Here is a 26,037-nt window from a genome sequence, read left to right as displayed (position 1 = left end):
GTAATGGAAAATGTATTAAAATTGTATTGATAAATAGGTAATTTAGATATGAGAAAATTATTTAGAGATCTGGTTACACATTTAATGAGAAAAAGATAACTACTATAATTCCCGGGATGTGATTTTATCGCATCCTTTTTTTATGACAACTATCATTTGCCTGTGTTCGGGAACTCCACTACTTTTGGGATTACAAAACTAACTGAGAATAAACCCGAAATTATGATTAAAAAAGCTGGGAGTATTTTTTTCCTAGGTGCTCTGTTTTTCATCCAGGCGCAGGAAAAAGCAACGGATATTGAAACCATCGAAGTCCAGGGAAAGCTTTTTTCCACCCCTTACAAAACGGCGAACCAGAATATTACGATCATCACCAGAGAGGAGATCGTAAATTCTCCCGCAAAAAGCATTGATGAAATTCTGCAGCTGGTTCCCGGGATGGACATCAGGAGACGGGGAGCCAATGGGGTACAAAGTGATATCGGCTTTCGGGGAAGTTCCTTCGAGCAGGTGCTGCTGCTGTTAAACGGAATCAGGATGAACGATTCCCAGACGGGGCATAATTCCATGAATCTTCCGGTAGACCTCGATGATGTAGAAAGGATCGAGGTAATCAAAGGGCCAGCCGCAAGACGTTTCGGACAGAATGCCTATGCCGGCGTTATCAACGTGATTACGAAGACCAATCCGGGAAAAAGGGTAAAAATAAGTGCGGAAGCCGGGGATTTTGGGACGTATGGCTTAGGACTGAACGCCCAGCTGGGAAATGAGAAGTTTTCAAATTCCCTACAAACCAATTCTGCAAGTTCCCAGGGATATATATACAATACGGACTACGAAATCCGGAATGTTTTTTATCAAAGCAAACTTAATATAAAAGACGGAGACCTGAGGCTGCAGGCAGGATTTTCGGAGAAGAAGTTCGGGGCAAACGGATTTTATGCATCCAAAACAGCAACGGAGCAGTATGAGGAAACCCAAGCTTCGGTACTAAGCCTTGCCCACCAACAGAAGTTTGGGCAGCTAAAACTGAACTCAAATGTCTATTGGAGAAGGGGTCAGGATATGTATCTGTTCAACAGGGCCATACCGGAAATATACCGCAATATGCATATTGGAAACAATGTGGGCGGAGAAGTAAACTCTGCATATGAATGGGGACTGGGAACTACCGGGGTTGGTGTAGAACTGAGAAAGGAATTTCTTGCCAGCAATAACCTGGGTAACAGAAACCGTTTCGTTTCACAGGTATTTTTCGAGCATCATTTTTCTTTACTTGATAAAAAATTAAACATCAGTCCGGGAATTTCCTGGGCCAACTATTCCAAAGAAGGAAATTTTTTCTATCCGGGTCTGGACATTGGATTCACCTTTAACCAAAACAATAAAATTTACGGAAATATTGCCAGGGTGCACCGTGTACCGACTTTTACCGATCTTTATTACAGCAGTAAAACTGAACGTGGCAATCCGGATCTTCGACCTGAGAATGCAGTATATACCGAAATAGGATACCAATATCAGACAAAAAATATCCTGGTTAAGGTCAGCGCTTTCCTGAGAGATACGCATGACGCGATCGACTGGACCAAAATTAATGAGAGCGATACCTTCTGGTCTGCCCAGAATATCGGCAATACGACTATTAAAGGGATCGAAGCCGAACTGAACCACCGCGTAAATAACTGGCTGAAATATACAGTCGGTTATACCTATCTGGATAATAAAATCAATCAGCCGGTTGATTTTTTAGCACGATATGCGCTGGATAATTTGAAGCATCAGTTTATTGCAAAATTAGAAACAAGGTTCCTTAAAAGTTTTACCAATGAAGTCGCTTATAGGTATAATGAAAGACTGAATAACGGAAGCTATAATCTGGTTGATGAAAAACTAAGTTTCATTAAGAAAGACTTTTCCGTTTATATTCTGGTTAACAATATTACAAATACCTATTATACAGAAACTTTCGGAGTACAGATGCCGCAACGATGGTTTCATTTGGGTTTTTCTTATAATATCAATATTAAGTAAATGTTAATGAATAATGAATTAAAGTTAATATTACGAAATTGTTAATTCATCTACATTTGCAAAAATTTTTTAGATGAGACTGTTTATAAGTTTGGGCTTATTATTGAGCATGACATTTTTTAAAGCACAGGAACATATTTCCAGCTTCAATGCACTTACAGTAACTTATAAATTTCATCCGAAATTTTTCCTTTATCTGGAAGGACAGTCGAGAGGGATTGAAGAATATACCTATCCCGACTATTATGAAATAAAAGGAGGATTGGGCTACAACCTGACGAAAAATCATAAACCCTTTATCGGATTGGGAAGGTACGCAACGTATAAAGAGCATGTCATCAACAGGGAAGAATTCAGGGTCTGGTTGCAGGACGTAATTGATTTTAAAAAAGGGATTGTTAAATTTGAGAACCGGTTACGAGCTGAGAAATCATGGTTTTATGAACCGCAGACGGATAAAAGCTCAGAGAGAATGCGTTACCGGTACCGTCTGAACATTTCTGTTCCGCTGAATGCGAAAAAGATCGGTCCGAAAACCCTTTTTGCCAATGTGTATGACGAAATCTTTATAGTTTCTCCCAACAAACCGTCATTCGCAAGAAACAGGATTTATGGAGGCCTTGGGTACCAGATCGACGAGCATTTCGGGGTATTGGGCGGTTATCTGATGCAGAGGGAATTTGAAGCGAAAGGAAATAAGAATTTCCATTTTATTTACCTGGCTTTAAACATCAACATCGACGATACCGACCCGCCGGCCAGAACATACCATTTCCCGGGTGCCGATTAATAACGTCATCGGTTTTAATAAAATACAAATCCTCCACAGTTACCGCTGTGGAGGATTTATTTTTAATATTTTTCAGTAAGGTAATGATAGGCTTTCAGATATTTGTTGAACCTTTTGATGTCTTTCGGCGTCAGCTCCCGGTTTACCCTTCTCAGGTCCATATTATCACGGAGGTCATTAAGCTTTACGGCAACGGCAAGCGGTGATCTTTCTGTCCTTTTCACAAAATCGTCATATTCTTCATCAGGGTCGAATTTGGTCAGGCAGCTGATGGCAAAAATGATATATTCGGGGAAGCCTTCGTCACGCAGGTAGTCCAGGCTAAATTCCTGAGGATGGTCTTCCACCACATCGTGCAGTACGCCTACAATTTTTTCATCCAGCGTCTTTCCGTATTCCATAACGCGCATGACGTGAGCAATGTATGGAGCATGGTATTTATCGGTCTGTCCTTTATGTGCTTTGTCGGCTATTTTTATGGCTCTGTTGAGCAGTTCTTCTTTTGTCATTATCTTTACAGTAGACTGCAAAAATAAAAAATGCTTCAAAATTTCAGGTTATTTTTTATCTATTATTTTAATTGAATTTTAATTTGCTACATCTTTCTATTAACCGACTGAATTCAATTTTTTGAAATAGATTCCCTTTTAAACTAAAAAAACCAGTTTATTTAATTTAAGTTTAATAATATTTATTCACAGTCAGTTAAAAAAGCCGGCCGGAATACAGTTTGAACCATTAAGAAGTAGGAAGAGCTTAAGGTTTAATGGAAATAAAATCAAAGATTTTATTCAGCGGTCTGCTTACAGCAGGACCCAGTTCAATTTTTCAGTATTTTAGATCTTAATGGTGTATGGAATAACATCATTTTATCCTGAAACCTTTCGCTATGATATTCATTAAAAAGTTCCAGCTTCCAGCATTCCCTTTCCAACAGGTTAACCCGGTTTTCACTTCGGGTTCATGTTATTTATTTTTAAACTTAGGCAGAATGTCATATTTTTTTCTTTGGGATTCTTTGGATTTCATGGGATTCAGCATTCTCTAATCCGTTTGATCGGTTCTGCTGTCTTTCAGGCCGGAATATTTACGGGCACCTGCAGGTTTTGCGGTAGGCATCTTATACAAATTCTATCAATCTGTGCGGTAAACGGTTTTAACGCCTTCTTTGCCTGCGAGCTCAGCTTAGTTTTTCTAAATATCTTAGGAGATCTGATGATTTATTAAACAATACCATTTAATCTTCAGTCTTCGCTGTAAGATTCGTTGGAAAGCCTTCCGGCTTCTATTATCATCTTTCAGCCAATTAGTCTGAATTCTACTTTAAGTTTTACATACAAATAAAAAAACGCCTCAAATGATTGAGACGCTTTGAAATCAAATTTATATATAAAAGACTAATAAGTTCCTTTATTGATGTAGTGGGCAGCAATTTTCTCTGTTAATGCCACTACATTCGGATGGTTGGTGTATTTGGTAAACCTTCTCAGTCCGGAAAGCATCATTCGCTGTTCATCGCCTTCCGCAAAAGAAACAATTCCTTCTTTAGCGGCAACGATAATTTTTTCAACGGCTTTGTAGAGATTCAGCTGGGCCATTGCCGCTTCTATAGATTCGGGAGCGGAATGTTTTTCGGCCCTTAATATTGTAGATTCAGCCATATAGATCTGGTTCAGGATTTCAGAAGCATTCAGCAGGAGGTGCTGCTGTTTTTCAATATCCATCATGTATTTCTGAAGTGCTGCTCCGGAAACCATCAGGAATACCTTTTTCAGGTTAGCGATAATGGCCTTTTCCTCACTCATAAAAGCCGAATAATCCGGAACGTCGAATGAAGGAATTCCCATCAGTTCTTTACCGATAGCCATTGCCGGAGATAACAGGTCCAGTTCTCCTTTCATGGCTCTTTTAATCAGCATTCCTACAGCAAGCAGCCTGTTGATTTCGTTTGTTCCTTCGTAAATCCTTGAAATCCTTGAATCTCTCCACGCCGCTTCCATTGGGGTATCTTCAGAGAATCCCATTCCACCGTATACCTGGATTCCTTCATCCGCCGTGTGCTGAGCTAAATCTGAAACAAAAACTTTCAGAATAGAACATTCCACGGCAAATTCTTCCACGCCTTTCAGCTCTGCTGCCTGATGGTCCATTCCGCCGGCTACCAATTCATCAATTTTATCCTGGATATCTTTTGCGGCTCTGTATGAACCGGCTTCACTCACATAAACGCCGGTTGCCATTTCAGCAATTTTCTTTCTGATCGCTCCGAAAGTGGAAATAGAAACGCCGAACTGTTTTCTCTCGTTTGAATACTGAATGGAATGGTTTAAAATCCTTCTCTGGGCATCCAGACACGCTGCCGCCAGCTTAATACGGCCTACATTCAATGCATTCAACGCAATTTTGAAACCGTTGTTTCTTTCGCCTAAAAGGTTTTCCACCGGAACTTTCATGTCGTTGAAGAAAACCTGCCGGGTAGAAGATGCCCGGATTCCCAGTTTGTGCTCTTCCTCACCAAACGTCAGGCTTTCCGGATTTTCCAGTTCGGAACGGTTGATCACAAAACCGGTGATGTTTTTATCATCATCAACTTTAGCGAATAAAGTAAAAGTATCGGCAAATCCTGCATTGGAAATCCACATTTTTTGTCCGTTGATGATGTAGTGTTTTCCATCTTCAGACAATTTTGCTCGTGTTTTCCCTGAATTGGCATCAGAACCTGCATCCGGCTCCGTTAAGCAATACGCTCCGAATTTTGTTCCGGCTGCCAGGTCCGGAAGGTATTTCTGTTTTTGTGCCTCCGTTCCGTAAAGCACGATCGGGAGGGTTCCGATTCCGGTATGCGCGCCGTAAGCGGTTGCTAAAGATCCTGTAGCTCCTGAAAGATAGTCGCAGGCCAGCATCGTCGTTACAAATCCCATGCCCAGACCTCCGTAAGCTTCAGGGACAGCAATTCCCAGCATCCCCATTTCTCCGAGCTTACGCATCACTTCTTCTGTAAGTGCGTAATCCTTTTTCTCAAAACGTTCTTTTTGCGGAACGACTTCACGGTCTATAAATTCTTTCGCCGAATCGCGAAGCATTTTCTGTTCTTCATTCAGTTCTTCAAGACTGAAGATTTCATTTGCAGGAATTTCCCTGATCAGGAATTCACCACCTTTTACTATATTTCCCATTTAATACTGTTGTTATTTAATTTTAAATTGTAAATGCAGAATCAATCGACTTTTTAATCCACTATAAAAGCTGCATGATTTGGCTCTGCCTGATCTGTTTCTTTTTTCTTATTAAAGCAATTCAAAAACACTGGCAGCTCCCTGGCCGGTTCCCACACACATAGTTACCAAGCCGTATTTGTTTCCGCGCTTTCTCATTTCATCCAGCAGCTGAACCGTCAGTTTGGTTCCGGTACATCCAAGCGGGTGGCCTAAGGCTATGGCGCCTCCATTAACGTTTAAAATATCAGGATTTAGATCCAGTTCTTTCTTAATGGCTACGGATTGGGAGGCAAAAGCTTCATTCATCTCGATCAGCTCAATGTCCTTGAGTTCCAGTCCGGCCTGTTTCAAAGCTTTTGGAATTGCGTAAAGCGGACCCATTCCCATAATTCTCGGCTCAAGACCGGCAGCAGCGTAAGAAACCAACCTGGCTTCCGGCTGCAGTCCTAATTCTTTTACCATTTCTTCGCTCATCACCACGACAAAAGCTGCTCCGTCACTCATTTGCGAGGAGTTTCCGGCGGTTACGCTTCCGCCATTGGCAAACACAGGCTTCAGCTTCGCAAGGCCTTCCAGGGAAGTATCAGCCCTTGGGCCTTCATCTACAGCAAAGTCAAACTTCTTGGTCTGTATTTTCTGGTTTTCATCCAAAAAATTATATTCTACCGGAATCGGAACGATCTGGCTGGCAAAGCGGCCTTCCAGGTTTGCTTTTAAAGCTTTTCGATGTGATTCGAAAGCAAACTCGTCCTGTTCTTCTCTGCTAATGTTATATTGCTTGGCTACTTCTTCCGCCGTATAGCCCATACCCCAATAATAATCAGGATTAGTTTTCGCAATATCTGTTTCCGGAACCGGCTTGTAGCCGCCCATAGGAATATAAGACATGGATTCAGTACCGCCGGCGATAATGCAGTCGGCCATTCCTGCCTGAATTTTTGCGGAAGCAATGGCGATCGCTTCGCTTCCGGATGCGCAGTACCGGTTAACCGTTACTCCCGGAACTTTGTCGGTATTCAGACCCATCAGGGAAATCAGACGGGCCACGTTAAGTCCCTGTTCGGCTTCCGGCATCGCATTTCCTACGATCAGGTCATCGATCCTGTTCTTATCCAGCTGCGGAAGCTCAGCCATTAATTTTTCAATAACCGTAGCTGCCATCACGTCCGGACGGGTAAATCGTAAACTTCCTTTCGGCGCTTTTCCAACGGCCGTTCTGAAACCTTTTACTATATATGCTGTTTTCATATTTTTGTTTAATTAAAAATTGTTTTTGAGAATATTTGTCTCAGCAAGGCAAGCTGTTAATAGTTTTTCTTTTGTCGTTTGCTTGGCTCCATAGATAGGGCTTATTTAATCTAAATCTTAACTATTAACAGATAGCTCCTTCGAAGCTTTTAGTTTCTCAACGGTTTTCCATTCTGTAACATGTACTGGATTCTTTCCAATGTCTTTCTTTCACCGCAAAGCTGCAGGAAGGTTTCCCTTTCGAGATTCAGCAAATACTGCTCGGTAACCACCGTTTCTTCGGAAAGATTTCCTCCGACCATTACATTAGCCAGTTTATCGGCAATCTTCTTATCATGTTCAGAAATATAATTTCCGGTAAGCATCTGGTCGGTTCCTACATAGAACATCCCGAGTGCATCTTTACCCAAAACTTTTACTTTCTGCTCGATAGGCTGGGTGTAGCCATGTTCGGCAAGGCTTTTTGCCAGCATTTTCGCCGTCATCACCTGGTTTCTCTTATCTACGGAAACGATGTCTTTTCCATGCTCAAGAATTCCCATATCATAAGCTTCGTAGGCAGAAGTGGCCACTTTACCCATGGCAATATTCATGAAAGCTTCACGAAGACGGTTGTTTTTAACGTCATCTTTATGGAATTCCCTCGATGTTCTCAGGGTAAGCTCTTTCGTACCGCCACCGCCGGGAATTACTCCGACACCGGTTTCAACCAGTCCGATATAGGTTTCTGCTGCAGCAACCACGCGGTCGGCATGCATCGTCATCTCACATCCACCGCCTAAAGTCATTCCGTGAGGAGCAACCACAACCGGAATAGAGGAGTAACGAACCCGCATCATTGACTTCTGGAAATAAGCGATCGCCATATTCAGATCATCCCAATCCTGTTCGATGGCCATCATTAAAATCATCGCCAAGTTGGCACCCACCGAGAAGTTGGTTCCCTGGTTACCGATGACAAGACCATCGTATTCTTTTTCAGCCAGGTCGATGGCACGGTTTAATCCGTCCAGTACCTCGCCGCCTAAAGAATTCATTTTGGACCGGATTTCAAAGTTGATGATTCCGTCGCCCAGATCTTCAATTGCCGCTCCGGAGTTGCTCCAAAGGGTTTTGTTTTTCCGGATGTTATCTAAAATGATAATTGAATCCTGTCCCGGAATCTTGCTGTATTCGCCGGAGTTTTTATCAACATAAATGCTTTGTCCGTCTTCATTTACTTTATAGAAAGTTTCCACATTCTTCACCCAGTCGGACACTTCGTAGCCGGCATCCTGAGCCAGCTCGATGCCTTTCTGAACGCCGACGGCATCCCAGATTTCAAACGGACCGTTTTCCCAGCCGAACCCGGCCTTCATGGCATCATCGATCTTGTAAACCTCATCGGAAATTTCCGGAACTTTATGCGAAACGTAAGCGAATAATGCACCAAATGATTTTCTGTAAAGTTCTCCCGCTTTATCTTTTCCACCGATTAACACTTTGAAACGGTCGATCGGCTTATCTATATTTTTAGTGAGTTCCAGGGTCGGGAAGGAAGATTTGCCCTGCAGCTCATATTCCATGGTATCAAGGTTCAACCCGTGGATTTCGGATTTGCCATCTGCATTTTTTACCTTCTTATAAAAGCCCTGCTGTGTTTTGGAACCCAGCCATTTGTTGTCTGCCATTTTCTGGATGTAACCCGGAAGGGCAAATACATCGTTGAAGTTATTAGCTTCCACACCGCTCTGACGGACGCCGTTGGCCACCATCACCAAAGTATCCAGACCAACGACATCCGCTGTTCTGAAGGTCGCTGACTTCGGGCGGCCGATCACAGGACCTGTCAGTTTATCAACTTCTGAAACAGTTAAACCTAATTTCTGTACGTTATGAAGCAGATCCATCATCGAAAATACTCCGATTCGGTTGGCAATAAATGCTGGGGTATCTTTAGCCAGAACGGTTGTTTTTCCAAGGAACTTTGCCCCGTAATTCATATAGAATTCGATGACTTCCGGTAAGGTATCGTTGGTTGGGATCACCTCAAGTAATGGAAGGTAACGCACTGGATTAAAGAAATGCGTTCCTGCAAAATACTGTTTAAAATCTTCGCTTCTTTCTTCCGTTAAAAAGTGAATAGGAATTCCGGAGGTATTGGAAGAAATTAATGTTCCCGGTTTTCTGAACTGTTCTATTTTTTCGTAAACGGATTTCTTGATGTCCAGTTTTTCAACGACCACCTCAATGATCCAATCCGTATTTTTTATTTTAGGCAGGTCATCGTCAAAGTTTCCGACGGTGATCCTTTCTGCGAATTTCGGTGAATAGAGCAGGGCCGGACTTGCTTTCTTAAGTTTCTCAAAGTTTTCGGAAGCAATTCTGTTTCTTACCGCTTTATTATCTTTGGTCAGACCTTTCTTCTGTTCTGCTTCAGTCAGTTCAAAAGGAACGATGTCCAGCAACGAAACCTGAACGCCGATATTGGCAAAGTGCGCTGCAATACCGCTGCCCATAATCCCCGAACCAAGAACGGTTACGTGTTTGATTCTTCTTTTCATTAATATTTATTTTTAGTTATTATCTGTAAAATATAGTGTGCGTGTTCAATTCCGTATATGATCTGCTGCGGAATCACAAGCTTATTTTCTGTTATTAATATCAGACGCGATTTTCATGATTTCACTCATGACTTCTTTAAAGGTGTCCAATTTGTCGGGAGAGATTTTCTCCATGACCTTCTTATTGAAGTTTACCACCACTTCTTTGGACATGTTTCTGGAATTCAAACCTTTGTCTGTGAGTTTAATGATGACTTCACGCTTATCGGTAGTGGTCTTTTCTTTGTAGATATAACCATTGTCTTCCAGAAGCTTGATAATTCTGGTGAGGGAAGTCGGTTCGATCGCCATTTTCGGACCGAGATTTGTACTTCTTGTTCCTTCTTTCGGATCTATTTTTAAAAGAGTAAGGGCCTGAACTGCCGTAGAATCGTGCTCCTGAGCCAATTCGGTGTACATTTTGGAAACAGCTAGCCAGGTCTGTTTTAAAATTAAATCTACGTTTTCTATTTTTTCCTTATTATTATCCATCATTCTTACTGAAAAGGTTTTACCCAAATTTAGCAAATATTATGCATGCATAGTATTTATTTGAGTTAAAATTTGTTAATAAAATGAAAATGAGAACGTTAAATTATATGATACGCATAATATTATGCATGCATAATATATGACTTATTCAATTGAAAGCCTGTATTAATGAATGGTTTTCACCAATTTAATAATTTCTTCAAAAGATTCGCATTTCTTTATTGATGATTCAACAGTAATCCACCAAATGCCATTTATGAATTCGAACTGAAGGGCTGAAAGGTCTTTCTGAAAGTTTTTCTGAAGCAGGGAGTACAGCATTTCTTTATAAGCATCCGGTGCTTTAATTGCCGGAGGTACGAAATTTTCGTTGATCTCAAACAGGGTAGGGTTGAGCAGTTCGTCATGTCTTAGCAGAATATCTTCCACGATCCCAGAATATAAGACGCTTTCTTTGACATACCAGATCTTATCGGCAAACTCTTTGGCCAGCCGCCAGTCGTGGGAAGAAAAGAGGATCAGTCTGTTTTGCTCTTTGGCCAGTTTCCTGAGTGTTTTAAGAATGATAATTTTATTCTTTTCATCCAGATGGGTCGTCGGTTCATCCAGGATAATAACCGGGGAATTCTGAGTAATGGCTCTTCCGATGAATGCTTTCTGAAGGTTACCATCTGAAAGGTTTTTCAGCAGGGTATGTTTGTGGTGTGACAGATTCAGTTCCCGGATAATATGGGAAACTTCTTCCCGGTCTTCTTTTTTTAGTTCAAAATAAAAAGGATAATAAATATATTTTCCCAATGAGATCAGGTCTTCAACGGTATAATTCTGCGGAATCGGAGATGTCGAAAGAACCACGGCAATCTGTTCCGCAATTTCCTTAACGGAAAAGTGTCTGATGCTTTTGCCTTTAATGAAAATGTCTCCGCTTAACAAGGGAATCTGATGTAAGATGGATTTGATCAGTGTTGTTTTCCCTACGCCGTTACTTCCAATCAAAAGGCATACTTCTCCCAGATTCAAATGGGTATCTGCCTTTGAAATTAAGGTGGTATGGTAGCCGATGTCTGCTTGCTGGATTTTTAGATGCATAACGAAATGGAAACAATTAGGATAAAAATTATAAGAGGAAGCATACTAAAAATAAAATACATCAATTTATGCTTTGTGACTTTCCATAAACTATATGCTCCTGAGATTAAGGACCCGGAAAATGCTGAGGGTACTGCTATCATGAACCACCAATTATGACTGAATGAATATATCCAATGTTTTTCCTGATCCATTCTGAATATCTTTGAATACTCTAAAAACAGACAGCTTACTACAAACAAAATAATGTTTGCAATGATCAGTTGTTTCTGTATTATATTTATATTCATCATCACTATTCAAAAATATACATTTTAATTTGTCTTCTCGAAACCATTTCTAAAAATTGAGCTGGATTTATGCGGAATAATAAACTGCTGAATGTACTTTATTATTAAAATATTCTTAAACATCCTGGGCAATTTTTAAAATCTGCGAGGGATAAAATTAACAGCTATTCCAACCTTTACACTTTATTCTGTTTCAAAAGCATCACGAGGATCACCGGGATTCCGAACACCGAACTGATCACATTCAGAGGGATCTGTGTTTTTTCTGCAATCACGGAGAATAAGAGCATCATCAGCATTCCCAGAAACATATTCAGTATCCACTGCTGCCAAAGCCGGGAAGGATTATAGATCAAACGGCAGAAATGCGGTACAATAATACCGATAAAAAGGATAGGGCCTAAAAAAGCAGTTACAGAAGCTGAAAGCAGGGAAGACGCGACGATAATACCGATCTTCAGCCGGTTTAGGTTGACGCCCAGGCTCTGAGCATAAGAAGTCCCTAAAGAATTACCGATCAACGGTTTGATGGTGTTGAAGCAGATCCATAATCCGGCTGCAATCAAAACGGATAAAACATAGATCTGATTCCGCGAGACCATGTTGTTTGCTCCGAAAGACCACAGGATATAGTTCTTAAGGCTTTGGTTTTCCGCATAAAACTGGAGCAGTGAAACAATAGCTCCGGCAAATGCCGAAACCAGGAAACCGAAAATAACGAGATAGGATTTATCCTGGAACCGCTTTGATATCGATAGCAAAACAAGCATCAGCAGTAAGCTTCCGGCAATGGCGGATAAACTTAAGAAGCTGTTCTGAAGGAATTCCGGCAGAAGAATATCATGAGAAAAAAAGATATAGAAAGCGACCGACAAACTTGCTACAGAGGTTATTCCTAAAATATCCGGCCCCGCAAGAGGATTCTGAAAATATTCCTGCATAAGGAAACCGGAGGTCGGAATGGAAATTCCTGCAAGCAGCATGACCAGAACCCGGTTGACACGGATTTCTGCAATCTGGCTGTTTAAAGCATTTCCCCAAAAATCATTGATATTTAAACTTAAAAATCCTGTGTTCAGATTAATGGCTGCCATGATCAGGATCGCAATCAGTAAAAAGAAACACAGAATTTTGAATTGATAAGACATTCTTTAAATGGTAGGCGGATTATTTTAGGAATGCATTAATTTTTTCATTCAGCATTTCTTCGGACATGGAACCTTCAATTTCATCAGTTTTATTGCCCTTTCTGAAATAGGTAAAAGGAATTCCGTTGCCTTTCCAGGTTTCAAAATTAGAAAAGAAAGTATTGTCGAATTTAGATTCATCCACCAGAACGATATGGTTTTCCAGCCCGTTTTCCTTTGCAAATGCCGGCACTTTATCTTTCCAGGCGGCTTTATCCAGAATATCCACAAAAGTAAATTTCACGGGTTTGGCATTAAGCTCGCTGATCTTTTTCTTAAAATGCGGAATTTCCATCATGCACGGACCGCACCACGTTGCAAAAAAATTGGTGACATACAGTGTGTCGTTTTTCTTAGATAAATGACTAACCAGCTCCTGCTGTGAAATTTCTTTTAATTCAACATTGGGAGTTTCAGCCTTTTGAGAAACTGCTGCAGAATCTGCTGATCCCGAATTTTCTTCTGTTGTCTGGCTTTCTTTTTTACAGCTTGACACGGCAAAAAGAACCAGCATGGACAAAATTATCTTCTTCATAATTATTTTTTATTTATTTTTGAGTTGAAGTTATGGAACAACACATCTATAAAGGGAAACTGACGCAGTTTCATCGGTTAAAAATAGCGAAAAAGGAAGAACTTACCAAAAATACTTTTTCCCTGGAATTTGAAATTCCCGAGCACCTGAAGGAAAGATTTAAGTTTGAAGCAGGACAGTTTGTCAGCATAAAATTTCAGGCTCAGGATGAGAGTGTAATCAATGATTACTCAATGACCTCAGCGCCTTATGAACAGAAAATAGCCCTGGGAATCAAAATCAATTCTCCTGAAGGAGCCGCCGCACAGCTGTTTGAAAATTATCAGCAAGATGATGAACTCTGGGTAAGCGAGCCTACGGGAAGATTTACACTGGTTTCCAAGCCTAGCGAATTCAGGACCATTGTAGGTTTTGCGGCAGGAATCGGAATTACTCCTGTTTTAAGCCACTTTAAGAATATCCTTCATAATGAGCCGAGGACAAGGCTGTTCCTGTTTTTCGGAAACACCAGTTCCGAAGACCTGATCTTCAGGGACGAGCTGGATGATCTTGCTGAACAATACAATAACCGGCTGCAGATTTTTTATTTCTATTCACGGGAAAAAACATCCAACAGTTTCTTTCACGGCAGGCTGGATGATAAAAAGCTGAGCCTAATCATCAATCAGATCCTCCATCTGGACGAAACTGATGAGGAATCGACGATCTGGGATGCCGTAGATGAAGTGCTGATCTGTGGAAAAGGGGAGATGATCAAAACGTTGGCCAATGCCTGCTACCATCACGGGATTCCCAAGAAAAATATTCACTTTGAACTGTTTGAAGAATTTAATGATGACATCTATCCGGTGGAAAAAGACTTTCCGTTTATTGAAAATATAAAAGTGGATTTCAATTTGCTGGGTAAGGCCTATGGTACCACATTACCGGACAATAAAGATAAAATTCTCCAGCAGTTGTTAATTCAAAGATTTCCTGTACCTTATTCCTGTAAATCAGGGATTTGCGGAAGCTGCGAATGTATTTTGGAAGAAGGCGAAGTAGAATTGCTGGAAAATGAATATTTAACGGAAAAGGAAGAAGAAAAAAGACATATTTTAGCTTGTATGTCGATTGCGAAAAGCATGAAAATAAAGCTTAACTTTGATCTTAGTTGAGAATAATAAAAAACATATTTAATCTTATATTCATATCGATAGAAATGGGAATTCTGTTGATATGCCTTGCCAATGCCTGGGTTTTCGCCCTGACAGATGGCAGAACCTATACCAAAATCTCGAAAATTCCTCCCCGTGAAGTAGCACTTGTCCTTGGAACTTCCCCTAAAATGAGATCCGGATTATCAAATCCGTATTTTACCAAGAGAATGGATGCTGCTGCTTTGCTGTATCATCACGGAAAAATCCGGAAAATTCTGGTGAGCGGAGAAAAGAGTAGGGGATATGATGAGCCCGCTGCCATGAAGACCTATCTGATCTATCAGGAAGGTGTTCCGGAAGAAATTATTATTGAAGATCCGAAAGGTTTCAATACTTATAAAAGTATCCTTCGCTGCAAGGATGTTTACCATAAAGACAATGTGATTATCGTTTCCCAGGGATTTCATAATCTGCGGGCACTTCTTTTTGCCAGAAACAATAATATGAATGCCCTGGGCTTTGACGCACAGGATGTCACGAAACCGGAAAGCTATTACCGGAATCAATTTAGGGAAATCCTTGCCAGGACGGTTGCGGTAGTGTATTTTGCCTTGGGAATTTCGCCGGATTAAAATGTTATCTTCTAATCATTTCTGGATTATTTTAGCCTGAGGAAACAGAATTGATACTAACAAAAAATACGTTTGATATTTTATCTACCATTACTTCGGGAGATTTTAAAAATCGTATCGAGAAGTTGCTGAACTACCAGCCAGAGGTCTTACTTTAAAGGTTCCGGATATATTTTTCTCCGCTGCGCTGCAAAAACGCTCTAACTGATGTTATATTATCAGTCATATGCAATTATAACTGTTTAATCTAGTTCTTTGACCTACTTACGTTAATTAAAGAAATTGTAACCTTTGCTTAAAGGTGAATATTAAACGTTACCGTCAATTCCACTTTTATCTTTTGAATTCTACAACAGAAGTTTGGCAGATGTAAATCCATCTGCCAAGATTATTGTAAAGCTAAAATTTAAATGATGTTTTTACTTCCCTGAATAATTTTTCACTTACCTAAGTATAAATTGGCCTAGAAAGGATATCCGAAAGCGATATTCAGCGTCGGCTTAAACGGCTGAAAATGTCTGAATCTCCATCTTTCTCCGTCAGGTCGGTTCGGCTCGTACATTTTATACGCAAGATCCAGCCTTACTTTAATGTAAGCGATATTCAGCCTTAATCCGACACCGCTTCCGACACCGACCTGCCTGAAAAATTTATTGAATTTAAATTCGTCCCCGTAGCCGTCATTGTAGTTTTTAAGGCTCCAGATATTACCGATGTCCGTAAACACCGCACCTTCATAGGTATCGTTGAAAGGAACCCTGAACTCGATATTGGTTGTGAGTTTCAGATTATCTGTCATATAGGTACGAACCCGTTCATCCACCTGGGAATCGGCAGGGCCCAGGCCTCCGAAAGGAACCCACGCCCTGATATCATTCGGTCCGCCGTTGAAATAAGAGCGGATTACCGGCATGTTGGAAGAGTTTCCATAAGGAATCCCGACTCCTATAAACTGGCGAAGGGCCAGGGTATTGTCACCGAATTTAAAGTATTTTCTGATATCAAAATCAAACTTTACAAACTGGGCATACGGAATATTGAAAATAGTTCTTTCAGGACTTGTCGTAATCCCTCCTTCATTTCTTTTCTGATTGAAAATGCTGAAGATATTTCCTGCCAGTTCCACTTTTCCGCTGAAATAGAAAGCATTGGGGAAATCCTTCTTTCCGATTTCATTATAAATAAAATTATAAATCATGGAGGAAATCAATACATCCTGGGTTTGCCGGTCTTTGTTGACCAGCGTTCCTACAAATGCCGTATACCGGTCAAGTCCCTGCTGATTAAGCCCCTGAAGATAAGCGGTATCATTAATAATCTGCTGGGAGACCTGATCAATGGTTAGCTGTCCTGAAGTAAACTGCTGGGCAATGCCGGGATTATAGACAAAATAATCGTTGAAAAATTCTTCACGGATGGCATTGTCACTGGTAAAGTAGCTGTAATAGGCATCTTTATTCTTCGTCAAACTGAGTTGGGTATTAAACAGGGTCAGCCTGTGGGAAACCTTATCATTTACCGTAGCCAGATAATTCAGGCCGGTATTGAAGTTCAGTCTTCCCAAACCGATATTATTCTGATCCGAAACCCCCAAAATAATAGAGGACGTCGGGCTGTAACGCTTTGGAATCAGCTTATAATAATTGAACGGCAATAATAATCTCGGGAAATTCAGTGAGGCCTGGGCTGAGATTTCATAGGCCCAGATTCTCCGGCTGATATCTTTAGGGTCCACGATACGCCCGAAAGTTCCCGAAAGGCTGGTGGAAAGGTTCTCCGCACCTCCGAAAACATTCCTGGTGATCAGGTCTACCGAAGGGGAGATCCCGAAGTTCAGCACTTCAGAGTAATTTAAGTCCATCCCGACCTTCAGGTCATATTTCGGAAGTGGTTTTAAGATATAGGTTACATCTACAATACTGTCGTTCGGGCTTGTACCGCCGCCTCGCCGCAATGAATCCTTGGCTTTCAGAATGCTGAAATTATTCATCGCCAGAATATTTCTTTTGGTAAGATCGAGCTTTTTCTGATCATATACCTGCTTATTGCCGACAATAATGGCCCGCCATATCGCCCGGGAATCATATTTATTATCCGCTTTATGAAAACGGATTCCTCTCAGACTGTCCTTTTTGGTATTGGCAGGAAAATCTTTGATGTCATCGACAATGGCTACATCAATATTTCCAATGGTAGACTTTTTATATGGGCTGTCCAGGGAATCTTTATGAACTTCCATCACAACAGGAACCTGCTTGGTGCTTTTTAAAGAGTCTGCTACAAATCCGACCTCATCGCCAAGCGCATTGAAACGGTAGTACCCGTATTCCCTCATCAGATCGTTGATCCGGTTGACTTCCTTTTCAAGTACTGTCTGATCAAGGATCTGTCCTCTTCTGATAAGGCTTTCGGTCAAATGCTGCTGATAGATGCTTTTAACTTCCTTATCTGTAATATTATAATAGTAATCTTTAATGTAAGTTGGATCTTTATGGGTAATAAAATAGGTAACGGCTGCTTTTTTAGCTGCCGAATCCAAAGCATGCTGATATTTTACGTCAGCATCCCAATATCCTCGGTATGTTAATCTCTTCTGAATGGATTCCGCACTTTTCTCAGTGCGGGTCTGATCGAGAATAACCGGAGCGGAACCCCAATTGTGATACAGCCTGTCCATGAAAAGGCTTTTCCCGATATCTTTGTTCATGTTGTATTTAATGAAAAGAGAATCCCTTAATTTCTGATTCCTCATTTCATTAGGGTAAGTCATGTATTCATTTAGGAGCGTATCGTATTTGGGATTCGCCGCATTATACAGCCAAAGGCTCAGCGGCATGAAAAGAAACTGCCTTTTATTAGGCTTTTGCTGAACATAGCCTTTCAGTTCGCCGTCGAAAGGTTCTTTCTTATCCTCAAACTCAAAATTGTTTTTTACCAGCAAAAATTCGCCGTCCGGAACTTTTTTCGTCGTACTGCACGCATACAAGAGACCAACAAATGTTGCAAATGAGATAATTTTATAATACTTTTGAGGAGAATTCTTATAATGCTTACAGCTCATACAATAAAAGTTTTACAGTCTTTGGATAAAAAGAAGTTCAGACAAAAATACGATTTGTTTTTGGTTGAAGGGAATAAAATCATTTGTGAACTTTTTAATTCTAAGGTTAAAATTAAAGAAATATTTTCTACCGATCCTCAAAAACTGGGCAATACGAACGTGCCCATCACTCATATCTCTGAAAATGAGCTGAAAAAAATCAGTATGCTGCAGCATCCTAAAGATTCTGTGGCGGTCTGCTATCTTGAACCTCAGGGAAAGTCAGAAGACAAAGATATACAGCTGGTGCTCGACGGGATCCAGGATCCCGGAAATTTAGGGACAATCATCCGTCTGGCCGACTGGTTTGGCATCGAACAGATCATCTGCAGCGAAGATACGGTGGATGTTTACAACCCTAAGGTAATTATGGCAACCATGGGTTCTTTTACCAGGGTAAATGTTGTTTATACGAATCTGACGGAATATTTATCACAGACGGAAAACGTGAATATCGGAACTGATATGGAGGGAGAAAACATTTACAGTTTTGAGAAACCCCACAAAATGAATTTAATTTTGGGAAATGAAGGAAATGGGATGCGTCCGGAAACTGAACGGCTGATTCAGAAAAGCATAATGATTCCGAGATTCGGAACATCCAAGGCTACTGAAAGCCTGAATGTTTCCATGGCGGCAGGAATTGTCTTAGGACAACTTTTCAGAGTGAGAGAGTAATAAAGTTTTAGGGCTTTAGAGCAGGAGAAATAAGTATCAACTCTGTAGTCCTCCGACTCCAAAACCCTAAAAAATTTATATAAGCTGTTCCATGCTGGATACGCTTTTGTTTTTCTGGTAAGTTTCCAGTTTCTTTCTGATGAAGCGCAAGGCCATAGGTGCCAGATAGATCATGGCTGCACCGATGAGTTTTTTCTTCCAATTGGAGCTTTTAAAGTTTTTACGGGCATAATTCCCGACGATAGTCGTTACGGCAAGGTTGATCATAATATCAATCGCTTCTCCTTTGAAAGCAGAACCCGCAATATCCATCGCTGAGTTTTTACTGATAACTGCATCTTTTATTTCACTCGTAATCTGTTTCGCAATTATATCTTTACGGAGAACCACTTTTTCATCACCGTTTTCATCTACCTTTTCCTGCAGATATTGGTCTGTTAAACCATTGGTAAATGCACTGAGGCTTTCTTTCGTATTCTTAAAGGTAAGAAGATCCTCCATACCTTCAATTTCCTGCTTCAGCAGTTTTTTCTTTCTCCTGAGTTCCTCAAGGTTTTCATACTTTCTGCCCATAGTTTAATCATTTAAAAATTTAATAACCTGATCTGCTATAGAATTTACGATTTTCTTTTTAAATACCATCACTATAATCATGATCAAAAGATAAAATCCTGCCACGATCAGGAATCCGTAAGACTGATTGCCTAATGCTTCTCCGATGAGAAAGGCAATCCCAAAGTTAAACAGGATAATGAAAAAACCAAAAGCAACAAGCATGATTACAAAATAAGTAATGACCCCTGCAGAAAGCGAAGATTTTTCGGTAGCTTCTATTTTCAGCAGATCAATCCTTTTGGACGCGTATTCTTTAATAGTTTCTATCATCGTTTTTTTATTTGAAGTTATAAAAAAAGGAACTTTCTTTTATAAAGTTCCTTTTCATAATTTATCTAAAAAAATAAACCGTTTTAATTTTTTAGATCATTAAGTTCCGTTTCTACGTTTTTTACAACATCCGCTGTCTTAGAAACGATCTGATCTTTGTATTTATCATATCCGTCTTTAACGGTATGCGCTACATTACTGGCTGTTTCTTTAAAAGTAGAAGAAATGTTGCTATACTGGTCTTTTACCTTTTCAGATACTTCTCCATATTTATTTTTAGCCTGGTCTTTGATATCCTCAGCTTTTGTCTTAATTTTTTTTCTCGTTTCTTTCCCTTCTTCAGGAGCATAAAGCATTCCTAAGATGACACCTGCTGCAGCACCTGCAAGAAGGCCTGCCAAAATACCCGCTGTATTGTTCTTTTTAGACATTTTCGTTTTTTTTAATAGTTAATAAATACTAGCTTTTTACTTGCAGTAAATTGTACAATTTATATACCAAAAGGGAAAGGTATCTATTAAAAAATGTTAAATCTTGTCGACATATGATAAAATTGCATCTATAGTTTCCTGTTTGTTAAGAGCGGTATTATCGATGATAATGGCATCGTCTGCCTGCTTCAGCGGGGCAATTTCACGCTCGCTGTCTATCCGGTCGCGCTCGATCAGATTTTCTTTTACCTGCTGTTCGTCGGCTTCAATTCCTAAACTCAGCAGTTCCTCATATCTTCTCCGGGTCCGCTCATTGATGCTGGCGGTCAGGAAGAATTTATAATCTGCATCAGGCAGGACAACGGTTCCGATATCACGCCCGTCCATGATAATGCCGCCTTTTTCTGCCTGAGAACGTTGGGATTGCAGAAGAAAATCGCGTACTTCTTTCTGTTTGGCCACAAAGCTTACGTTATCGGAAACTTCATTGGTGCGGATGGCCTTGGAAATATCAATGTGGTTGAGAAAGAGAATAAGTTCACCATCAGCATTTTTAAACTCAAGTTCGATTTCATTAAAAGATGAAAACAGCCTAGTCAGATCAATAAAACCGTCTTCTCCGGTACAGTTCTGAAGGGCAAACCAGGTAACACCCCGGTAAAGGGCACCGGTATCCAGATGGATGATTCCCAGTTTTTGGGCAATGATTTTAGAGATGGAACTTTTTCCGGTAGACGAGTACCCGTCGATCGCAATTACAGGTTTTTTCATCCTGCAAATTTCCAGAATTTTTCTTAAAAACCAAGAAACCTTAAGAGAATTTCTTAAGGTTTCTATACATTTATTGTTTTGTTTTTTATCTTATTTAATAACCGGCGTGGCTTGTAAGGTCTACTGAAATACCTATCTGATTGACATTCGACGCATTATGGTACCTTATATGGGCATAATCGATTCTGAACCTGGAAAGCTTAACCCCGAATCCGGCGGAAAGCCCTGAAAAGTTTCTCTGGTCTACCACGGCAAGTTCGCTTCCCCGTTTCACGTTATAGCCTAACCGGATATTGAAGCTTTTCTCCGGAAACAGTTCGGCACCCAAAGAAAAGTGGTCGGCTATTTTTCTTCCTACATTTACTTCCTGTCCGTTTACATTGTACGGTGAAGAAATATCAAATTGCTGAATATCGTGTGCAGTAATGGTAATTGCCAGCGGAACGGCTTTTAAAATTCTTGTGTATCCGATGTCTACACGAAAAGGAAGATTTTCCCTGGTTCCGTTGAATGACTTGAACTGATATCCGAAATTCCTGAAAACCACAGAAGCCGTTTCCTTGTTCTTTTTATTATGATAGGTAACTCCTGCATTTCCGGAAATTGCGGAAGAAGTATAGTTATCGATCTTTGACGTGATGAAATTAAGTCCTCCGCCGATGGTCCAGTCTTCTTCAAACTGATAGGCATATCCTGCACCTACCGAAACATCGGATGCCGTGAAGGTCCCGTTTTCAAAACCGCTGTCATCCGTTCTCGGGATACTCCCATAGCTCATATACCGTGCATTGATGGTGGCCATATGGCCGTTATCGAAATCTCTGGCATAAGCAATGGTTCCGTACTTGGAATCGGCAAGGTAGGCCGTAGCATTTACGGAAAGCTGGTTATCCGAATCTTTATTCAGCAAGGAAGGGTTTGCAATAGCAAAGGAAACATCATGATCCCTAACGGAAATTGCATCACCGCCCAAAGCTGCCTGCCGGGCAGACACGGGAAGGTTCAAGAACGGAAAAACATTTGTCCCCGTTTGTGCATAAGAAACAATTCCTGACAGAAATAATGAAAGAATGACAATTTTCTTCAACTCAGTTTATTAGTAATGCAAAAATAATCCTTTTTCGTACTTTTCAAAATATTTCTCACATTATTTATAGGTAAATATCTGTTTTTTTGTAAAACCAGGGGTTTATTTCAAATAAGGTAACTTTATAATAGAAGAGAGTTGCCGTTAAGGTGAGTGGAAAGCATTTACTTACCTGATTTGGCTGAACGAAGGAGTTTACATCATCATGGTTCTTATCTTTACTTACTAACTGGAAATACATTAAACCTTACCGGATTTAGGTTATCATTAGCCCCGATTGCAGCGGCATCCTTTTTTGCATGGGATAAAAGCCAGGTGGAAAAGATACAGCGGAAAGCGGGAAAAGCTCCGGATAAACTTCTGCTGTTTCGATAAAAAGTGTCAGAAACAGCTTCAGAGACCACATTTAAAAATTTAATACAGAATTAAAAACCAACCTTATTAATGATTATATTTGCAGAGTCAATTTTCAGACAATTAACCTAACGGAAAAAAGTTATTTATACAAAAAATGAAATATAAAAGAATCCTTCTGAAACTGAGCGGTGAAGCCTTAATGGGAAACAGACAGTACGGTATCGACAATGAAAGGCTACAGGAATACGCAGCAGAAATAAAAACAGTAGTAAACAAAGGTTGTGAAGTTGCCATTGTAATCGGAGGAGGAAATATTTTCCGTGGGTTAGCCGGCGCGGCAAAGGGGATGGACCGTGTACAGGGAGACTATATGGGGATGCTGGCCACCGTGATCAACGGGATGGCGTTACAGGGTGCTCTGGAAGATGCAGGAATTAAGACCAGACTTCAGTCTGCTATCGAAATGGATAAAGTGGCCGAACCCTTTATCAAAAGAAGAGCGGTAAGACATCTTGAGAAGGGAAGAGTGGTAATCTTCGGAGCCGGAACCGGAAACCCGTATTTTACGACGGATACCGCAGCAACGCTGAGAGCCATCGAAATTGATGCCGATGTTATTTTAAAAGGAACAAGGGTAGACGGAATCTACGACAGCGATCCTGAAAAAAATGCGGACGCGGTAAAATATAATTCGCTATCTTTCGACGAAGTTTATGCCAAGAACCTGAAGGTAATGGATATGACGGCATTTACCCTGAGCCACGAAAACAAGCTGCCGATTATCGTTTTTGATATGAACAAAGACGGCAATCTGGAAAAAATCGTGGATGGTGAGAAAGTTGGTACTTTAGTTGATTTGTAATAGGTATTCGGGGTAAGCATCTTTTTAAATTACCCATTACTCATTACTAATCAATCATAAAAAATGTGTAATTTATCAAATTTTTATTATATAATGGAAGAAATAGATCTTATAGTAGAGTCTGTACAGCACGACATGGAAGCCGCTATTAAGCACCTGGATCATGCATTTCAGAGAATCAGAGCAGGACGTGCGTCTACCACAATGGTTCAGGATGTAATGGTGGAATATTACGGGGCATTAACTCCCATCAACCAGGTAGCGAATGTTTCTGTTCCGGATGCGATGACGATTTCTATTCAACCCTGGGATTCCAAAGCAATCAATGACATTGAAAAGGCGATTATCAATTCAAATTTAGGTTTTGCGCCTTCCAACAATGGGATCAACATCATTCTTAATGTTCCGCCATTAACGGAGGAAAGAAGAAGGGAACTGGCCAAGCAGGCGAAAGGTGAAGCGGAAGACACGAAAGTGGTCGTAAGAAACGCCAGACAAAACGGCCTGAAAGAACTTAAGAAACTGGACGGTGTTTCTGAAGATATTATCAAAGGCGTAGAAGCCGATATCCAGACCCTTACCGATAAGTATGTAAAAGCTTGTGACGAGCATCTTAAAGTGAAGGAAGCTGAAATTATGAAAGTCTAATTTTCAGTACTGAAATATAAAAAAGCGGTTTCATTTGGTGAAGCCGCTTTTGTTTTGTCTGTGAACCATTTTGGTGAGCCAGATACAAGAACCAGGTTAAAGTAAAAGAGCCAAATAGCAATGCAGGCTGAACTATTAAGAAGGAGGAAGAGTTTTAAGGTTGATAAAGATAAAATCAAAGATTTATTCAACGACGGACTTGAAGCCAGGCTCAGCTAAATTTTTCTGACTGCTATATAATCTTATTGGTTTAAACCGTTGAATTTGAAAACCTAAAGGCATAGGGTTCTGTCTTTCCTGTTTTTGTTCTTTAAAATTTTCTGATAAATGTCCATCAGTTCTTTCACTTCGCAGTTTCCGTTTTTATTAGGAACCGTTTCAGGATTTACATTTTTGCCGGCAGATCTTATGGTAAATTGCTTTTCCAGACATTGAATCGCTTTACCATTCTGCAGATAGATTCTCTGCTGGCTGATGCTGTCTTTGGTGATGGGCTTTTCAGGAGTTCCGCCGTCAAACTGCCACAAGGCTTCTTCTTTAAAAATGAAAAATACATCGTTGTTTTTCACGTAATAATTCGTCACCGATGAGAAATGGCTGTCTGCAAAAAAATGCTTTACCAGTCGCAGGTTTTGCTTTTCATAATAAAAATCTGCTTTGCCTTCGATTTCGTTACAGGCGTAGGTAAAGCTTATGGAATCCAAACTTTTGGATAACAGCTTTTCATTGAGAGTGGTAAATTCTTTTTTGATTTCATTAATATTCTGCGGAGTTCTGTCCGGCGAAACGGTGTCTTTTATAACTGTAGGAAGATCTTTTGGAAAATTCTGTTCCGAACCTTCTTTTTGTTTATTACAAGAAACAATCAGGATGAGGCAAACGGCAGTGATTCTATTTTTCATAAGGGTAAATTTGGCGAATTCAATAATACAGAAAAAAAACAGCCTAAACAAAAAAACAGTCTCAAACTGAAACTGCTTTTTTTATTTTTAGAACTGGTTATTTACAGTTGTCGTTATAATCACCGATTACTTCATCCACGATGGCTCTATTATCGGCCATGGCATTTCCGATTTCGTTCCTGATGAATTTTCCTAAACCGGACCGCTGTTTCGTGTCGTTTTTCAGAGAAGCGTATTCCCCTTTCGAAGCCTTTGTCCTTATAACCGGACAGTCGGCAATGATCATTTTCGCCTTCACTGCGGTAAGTTCTTCCGGCTTGCCTCCTTTCTTGGAATAGACATACGACGGGTTTTCCCTCATTCTTTTATTTTCCGCTTCGGCAACAGCAATCTGACTTCCTGCTGAGAAAGTGGTCGGAAAACCGTAAACTTTATATACTTTGATTTTCCCGTCGGCAATCAGCTCTGCAAACTGGTTGCTTTTTGTAAGGTTATTAAAGGCTTTCATGTTGCCGCTCAACCCTCCGTTCTGGGTATTGTACGCCTCTTTTACATTGGTGTATTTGATGTTTTCAAAAACCCTTTCTGCATCGTTATCAACGGCCATGTAGCCTTTCAGGTCATCCACATCGTAGGTTTTGAATTTCTGTTTCTTTTTGGAAGCATCAATATCGATGGAAGCGATAAACTTTACTTTTTTCTGATTGGTCCACGGACTCATGTCATTTCCGGCAAGCCTCACAATGCCTTCGATTTTCTTCCCGCTTTTATCGATGATATAGCCGGGTTTTTCACCGGTTCCCATTTCATATTCGGTATTGTCTTCCTGTGCATAGGCATTGAATGAAGCCAGGCTTAACAAACCAACGAGTAATATTTTTTTCATAGTACTAAATTTTTAATTCCGGTAAAGATAATTTTTTATTGTTAAACTGACACGTACGCGAAGCAGAAATCAGATTAATAGGATGGGAAAAGGATGCTGAAAGCTGAAAGTTTGCCAAAGAACAGGATAATCTAATGATTTTTAGGATTAAATGGGATTGTTTTTAACTAATCGGACCTTTTAAATCATTAAGG

Annotated in this window: 23 protein-coding genes; 7 read left to right on the top strand and 16 right to left on the bottom strand. The window is 40.3% G+C overall.

All coding sequences use genetic code 11. The annotated features are described in order from the left end of the window. Window positions 1-222 precede the first annotated feature (222 nt). Window positions 223-2,034 (top strand): TonB-dependent receptor plug domain-containing protein, encoded by a 1,812-nt coding sequence (locus FY557_RS03220; RefSeq protein ID WP_149245842.1) that lies wholly within the window; start codon window positions 223-225, stop codon window positions 2,032-2,034. Between the two features lie 73 nt (window positions 2,035-2,107). After that, entirely contained in the window at window positions 2,108-2,824 is a 717-nt protein-coding gene (locus tag FY557_RS03215) for a DUF2490 domain-containing protein (RefSeq protein ID WP_149245841.1), read from the top strand. A 62-nt stretch (window positions 2,825-2,886) separates the two neighbouring features. On the opposite strand, the gene FY557_RS03210 is transcribed toward FY557_RS03215, so the two are convergent. The 8 genes from FY557_RS03210 to FY557_RS03175 form a co-directional block, all read right to left on the bottom strand. Next, on the bottom strand, window positions 2,887-3,333 hold the full coding sequence (locus FY557_RS03210) for a phosphohydrolase (RefSeq protein ID WP_149245840.1): 447 nt from the start codon (window positions 3,331-3,333) through the stop codon (window positions 2,887-2,889). An 888-nt stretch (window positions 3,334-4,221) separates the two neighbouring features. Further along, window positions 4,222-6,000 carry an acyl-CoA dehydrogenase family protein gene (locus tag FY557_RS03205; RefSeq protein ID WP_149245839.1) on the bottom strand — a complete coding sequence of 593 codons (1,779 nt, stop codon included), beginning with the start codon at window positions 5,998-6,000 and terminating at the stop codon, window positions 4,222-4,224. A gap of 111 nt (window positions 6,001-6,111) precedes the next feature. Next, on the bottom strand, window positions 6,112-7,290 hold the full coding sequence (locus tag FY557_RS03200) for a thiolase family protein (RefSeq protein ID WP_149245838.1): 1,179 nt from the start codon (window positions 7,288-7,290) through the stop codon (window positions 6,112-6,114). A gap of 149 nt (window positions 7,291-7,439) precedes the next feature. Continuing rightward, window positions 7,440-9,833, bottom strand: a complete 2,394-nt coding sequence (locus tag FY557_RS03195; protein WP_149245837.1) for a 3-hydroxyacyl-CoA dehydrogenase/enoyl-CoA hydratase family protein — start codon at window positions 9,831-9,833, stop codon at window positions 7,440-7,442. Between the two features lie 81 nt (window positions 9,834-9,914). Continuing rightward, on the bottom strand, window positions 9,915-10,364 hold the full coding sequence (locus FY557_RS03190; RefSeq protein ID WP_149245853.1) for a MarR family winged helix-turn-helix transcriptional regulator: 450 nt from the start codon (window positions 10,362-10,364) through the stop codon (window positions 9,915-9,917). A 165-nt stretch (window positions 10,365-10,529) separates the two neighbouring features. Next, window positions 10,530-11,453: an ABC transporter ATP-binding protein gene (locus FY557_RS03185; protein WP_149245836.1), complete on the bottom strand. Its 924-nt coding sequence runs from the start codon at window positions 11,451-11,453 to the stop codon at window positions 10,530-10,532. A gap of 466 nt (window positions 11,454-11,919) precedes the next feature. Further along, complete coding sequence (locus tag FY557_RS03180; protein ID WP_149245835.1) at window positions 11,920-12,891, bottom strand: iron ABC transporter permease; 972 nt, start codon at window positions 12,889-12,891, stop codon at window positions 11,920-11,922. Between the two features lie 19 nt (window positions 12,892-12,910). Further along, complete coding sequence (locus tag FY557_RS03175) at window positions 12,911-13,465, bottom strand: TlpA family protein disulfide reductase (RefSeq protein ID WP_149245834.1); 555 nt, start codon at window positions 13,463-13,465, stop codon at window positions 12,911-12,913. A gap of 32 nt (window positions 13,466-13,497) precedes the next feature. Here FY557_RS03175 and FY557_RS03170 point away from each other — a divergent pair, with 32 nt between their 5' ends. Together FY557_RS03170 and FY557_RS03165 are read left to right on the top strand one after the other, a co-directional pair. Beyond that, window positions 13,498-14,622: a ferredoxin--NADP reductase gene (locus FY557_RS03170; RefSeq protein WP_149245833.1), complete on the top strand. Its 1,125-nt coding sequence runs from the start codon at window positions 13,498-13,500 to the stop codon at window positions 14,620-14,622. Beyond that, window positions 14,619-15,236 carry a vancomycin high temperature exclusion protein gene (locus tag FY557_RS03165; RefSeq protein WP_149245832.1) on the top strand — a complete coding sequence of 206 codons (618 nt, stop codon included), beginning with the start codon at window positions 14,619-14,621 and terminating at the stop codon, window positions 15,234-15,236. The genes FY557_RS03170 and FY557_RS03165 overlap by 4 nt, the downstream gene beginning before the upstream one ends. Window positions 15,237-15,699: 463 nt before the next feature. Here FY557_RS03165 and FY557_RS03160 read toward each other — a convergent pair whose 3' ends face one another. Then, window positions 15,700-18,297, bottom strand: coding sequence for a BamA/TamA family outer membrane protein (locus FY557_RS03160; protein ID WP_149245831.1), 2,598 nt, complete (start codon window positions 18,295-18,297; stop codon window positions 15,700-15,702). On the opposite strand from FY557_RS03160, the gene FY557_RS03155 reads away from it, so the two are divergent. Further along, window positions 18,283-19,014, top strand: a complete 732-nt coding sequence (locus tag FY557_RS03155) for a TrmH family RNA methyltransferase (RefSeq protein ID WP_149245830.1) — start codon at window positions 18,283-18,285, stop codon at window positions 19,012-19,014. The genes FY557_RS03160 and FY557_RS03155 overlap by 15 nt on opposite strands. Before the next feature lie 75 nt (window positions 19,015-19,089). Here FY557_RS03155 and FY557_RS03150 read toward each other — a convergent pair whose 3' ends face one another. From FY557_RS03150 to porQ, 5 genes are all read right to left on the bottom strand, one after another. After that, a complete protein-coding gene (locus FY557_RS03150) occupies window positions 19,090-19,587 on the bottom strand; it encodes a phosphoribosyl-ATP pyrophosphatase (protein ID WP_149245829.1) in 498 nt (165 codons plus the stop codon). Between the two features lie 3 nt (window positions 19,588-19,590). Continuing rightward, the gene (locus FY557_RS03145) at window positions 19,591-19,899 is read right to left on the bottom strand and encodes a phage holin family protein (protein WP_149245828.1); all 309 of its coding nucleotides are present in this window, start codon (window positions 19,897-19,899) and stop codon (window positions 19,591-19,593) included. Between the two features lie 83 nt (window positions 19,900-19,982). Continuing rightward, the gene (locus tag FY557_RS03140; RefSeq protein ID WP_149245827.1) at window positions 19,983-20,330 is read right to left on the bottom strand and encodes a YtxH domain-containing protein; all 348 of its coding nucleotides are present in this window, start codon (window positions 20,328-20,330) and stop codon (window positions 19,983-19,985) included. A 96-nt stretch (window positions 20,331-20,426) separates the two neighbouring features. Continuing rightward, entirely contained in the window at window positions 20,427-21,101 is a 675-nt protein-coding gene (gene cmk, locus FY557_RS03135; RefSeq protein WP_149245826.1) for a (d)CMP kinase, read from the bottom strand. 94 nt (window positions 21,102-21,195) lie between these two features. Beyond that, on the bottom strand, window positions 21,196-22,188 hold the full coding sequence (gene porQ / locus FY557_RS03130; protein WP_149245825.1) for a type IX secretion system protein PorQ: 993 nt from the start codon (window positions 22,186-22,188) through the stop codon (window positions 21,196-21,198). A gap of 511 nt (window positions 22,189-22,699) precedes the next feature. Here porQ and pyrH point away from each other — a divergent pair. Together pyrH and frr are read left to right on the top strand one after the other, a co-directional pair. Beyond that, window positions 22,700-23,407, top strand: coding sequence for a UMP kinase (pyrH, locus tag FY557_RS03125; RefSeq protein WP_149245824.1), 708 nt, complete (start codon window positions 22,700-22,702; stop codon window positions 23,405-23,407). A gap of 93 nt (window positions 23,408-23,500) precedes the next feature. Then, window positions 23,501-24,055, top strand: coding sequence for a ribosome recycling factor (gene frr / locus FY557_RS03120; RefSeq protein WP_149245823.1), 555 nt, complete (start codon window positions 23,501-23,503; stop codon window positions 24,053-24,055). Window positions 24,056-24,327: 272 nt separating this feature from the next. Here frr and FY557_RS03115 read toward each other — a convergent pair whose 3' ends face one another. Continuing rightward, window positions 24,328-24,957, bottom strand: coding sequence for a hypothetical protein (locus FY557_RS03115; protein WP_149245822.1), 630 nt, complete (start codon window positions 24,955-24,957; stop codon window positions 24,328-24,330). A 97-nt stretch (window positions 24,958-25,054) separates the two neighbouring features. Further along, window positions 25,055-25,843, bottom strand: coding sequence for a hypothetical protein (locus tag FY557_RS03110; protein WP_149245821.1), 789 nt, complete (start codon window positions 25,841-25,843; stop codon window positions 25,055-25,057). Between the last annotated feature and the right edge of the window lie 194 nt (window positions 25,844-26,037).

The organism is Chryseobacterium sp. SN22, assembly GCF_008329705.1.
Lineage (GTDB): Bacteria > Bacteroidota > Bacteroidia > Flavobacteriales > Weeksellaceae > Chryseobacterium.
This window is presented reverse-complemented; position numbering and strand designations above follow the sequence as displayed.

Bases quoted from the DNA above. Each gene is read 5' to 3' on its own strand.
- FY557_RS03215 (WP_149245841.1), top strand. From the start codon at position 2,108: ATGAGACTGTTTATAAGTTTGGGCTTATTATTGAGCATGACATTTTTT.
- frr (WP_149245823.1), top strand. From the start codon at position 23,501: ATGGAAGAAATAGATCTTATAGTAGAGTCTGTACAGCACGACATGGAA.
- FY557_RS03190 (WP_149245853.1), bottom strand. From the start codon at position 10,364: ATGGATAATAATAAGGAAAAAATAGAAAACGTAGATTTAATTTTAAAA.
- FY557_RS03185 (WP_149245836.1), bottom strand. From the start codon at position 11,453: ATGCATCTAAAAATCCAGCAAGCAGACATCGGCTACCATACCACCTTA.
- FY557_RS03205 (WP_149245839.1), bottom strand. From the start codon at position 6,000: ATGGGAAATATAGTAAAAGGTGGTGAATTCCTGATCAGGGAAATTCCT.
- FY557_RS03145 (WP_149245828.1), bottom strand. From the start codon at position 19,899: ATGATAGAAACTATTAAAGAATACGCGTCCAAAAGGATTGATCTGCTG.
- FY557_RS03195 (WP_149245837.1), bottom strand. From the start codon at position 9,833: ATGAAAAGAAGAATCAAACACGTAACCGTTCTTGGTTCGGGGATTATG.
- FY557_RS03110 (WP_149245821.1), bottom strand. From the start codon at position 25,843: ATGAAAAAAATATTACTCGTTGGTTTGTTAAGCCTGGCTTCATTCAAT.
- FY557_RS03175 (WP_149245834.1), bottom strand. From the start codon at position 13,465: ATGAAGAAGATAATTTTGTCCATGCTGGTTCTTTTTGCCGTGTCAAGC.
- FY557_RS03180 (WP_149245835.1), bottom strand. From the start codon at position 12,891: ATGTCTTATCAATTCAAAATTCTGTGTTTCTTTTTACTGATTGCGATC.
- FY557_RS03200 (WP_149245838.1), bottom strand. From the start codon at position 7,290: ATGAAAACAGCATATATAGTAAAAGGTTTCAGAACGGCCGTTGGAAAA.
- FY557_RS03160 (WP_149245831.1), bottom strand. From the start codon at position 18,297: ATGAGCTGTAAGCATTATAAGAATTCTCCTCAAAAGTATTATAAAATT.
- FY557_RS03210 (WP_149245840.1), bottom strand. From the start codon at position 3,333: ATGACAAAAGAAGAACTGCTCAACAGAGCCATAAAAATAGCCGACAAA.
- FY557_RS03115 (WP_149245822.1), bottom strand. From the start codon at position 24,957: ATGAAAAATAGAATCACTGCCGTTTGCCTCATCCTGATTGTTTCTTGT.
- pyrH (WP_149245824.1), top strand. From the start codon at position 22,700: ATGAAATATAAAAGAATCCTTCTGAAACTGAGCGGTGAAGCCTTAATG.
- FY557_RS03170 (WP_149245833.1), top strand. From the start codon at position 13,498: ATGGAACAACACATCTATAAAGGGAAACTGACGCAGTTTCATCGGTTA.
- FY557_RS03150 (WP_149245829.1), bottom strand. From the start codon at position 19,587: ATGGGCAGAAAGTATGAAAACCTTGAGGAACTCAGGAGAAAGAAAAAA.
- cmk (WP_149245826.1), bottom strand. From the start codon at position 21,101: ATGAAAAAACCTGTAATTGCGATCGACGGGTACTCGTCTACCGGAAAA.
- FY557_RS03220 (WP_149245842.1), top strand. From the start codon at position 223: ATGATTAAAAAAGCTGGGAGTATTTTTTTCCTAGGTGCTCTGTTTTTC.
- FY557_RS03155 (WP_149245830.1), top strand. From the start codon at position 18,283: ATGCTTACAGCTCATACAATAAAAGTTTTACAGTCTTTGGATAAAAAG.
- FY557_RS03140 (WP_149245827.1), bottom strand. From the start codon at position 20,330: ATGTCTAAAAAGAACAATACAGCGGGTATTTTGGCAGGCCTTCTTGCA.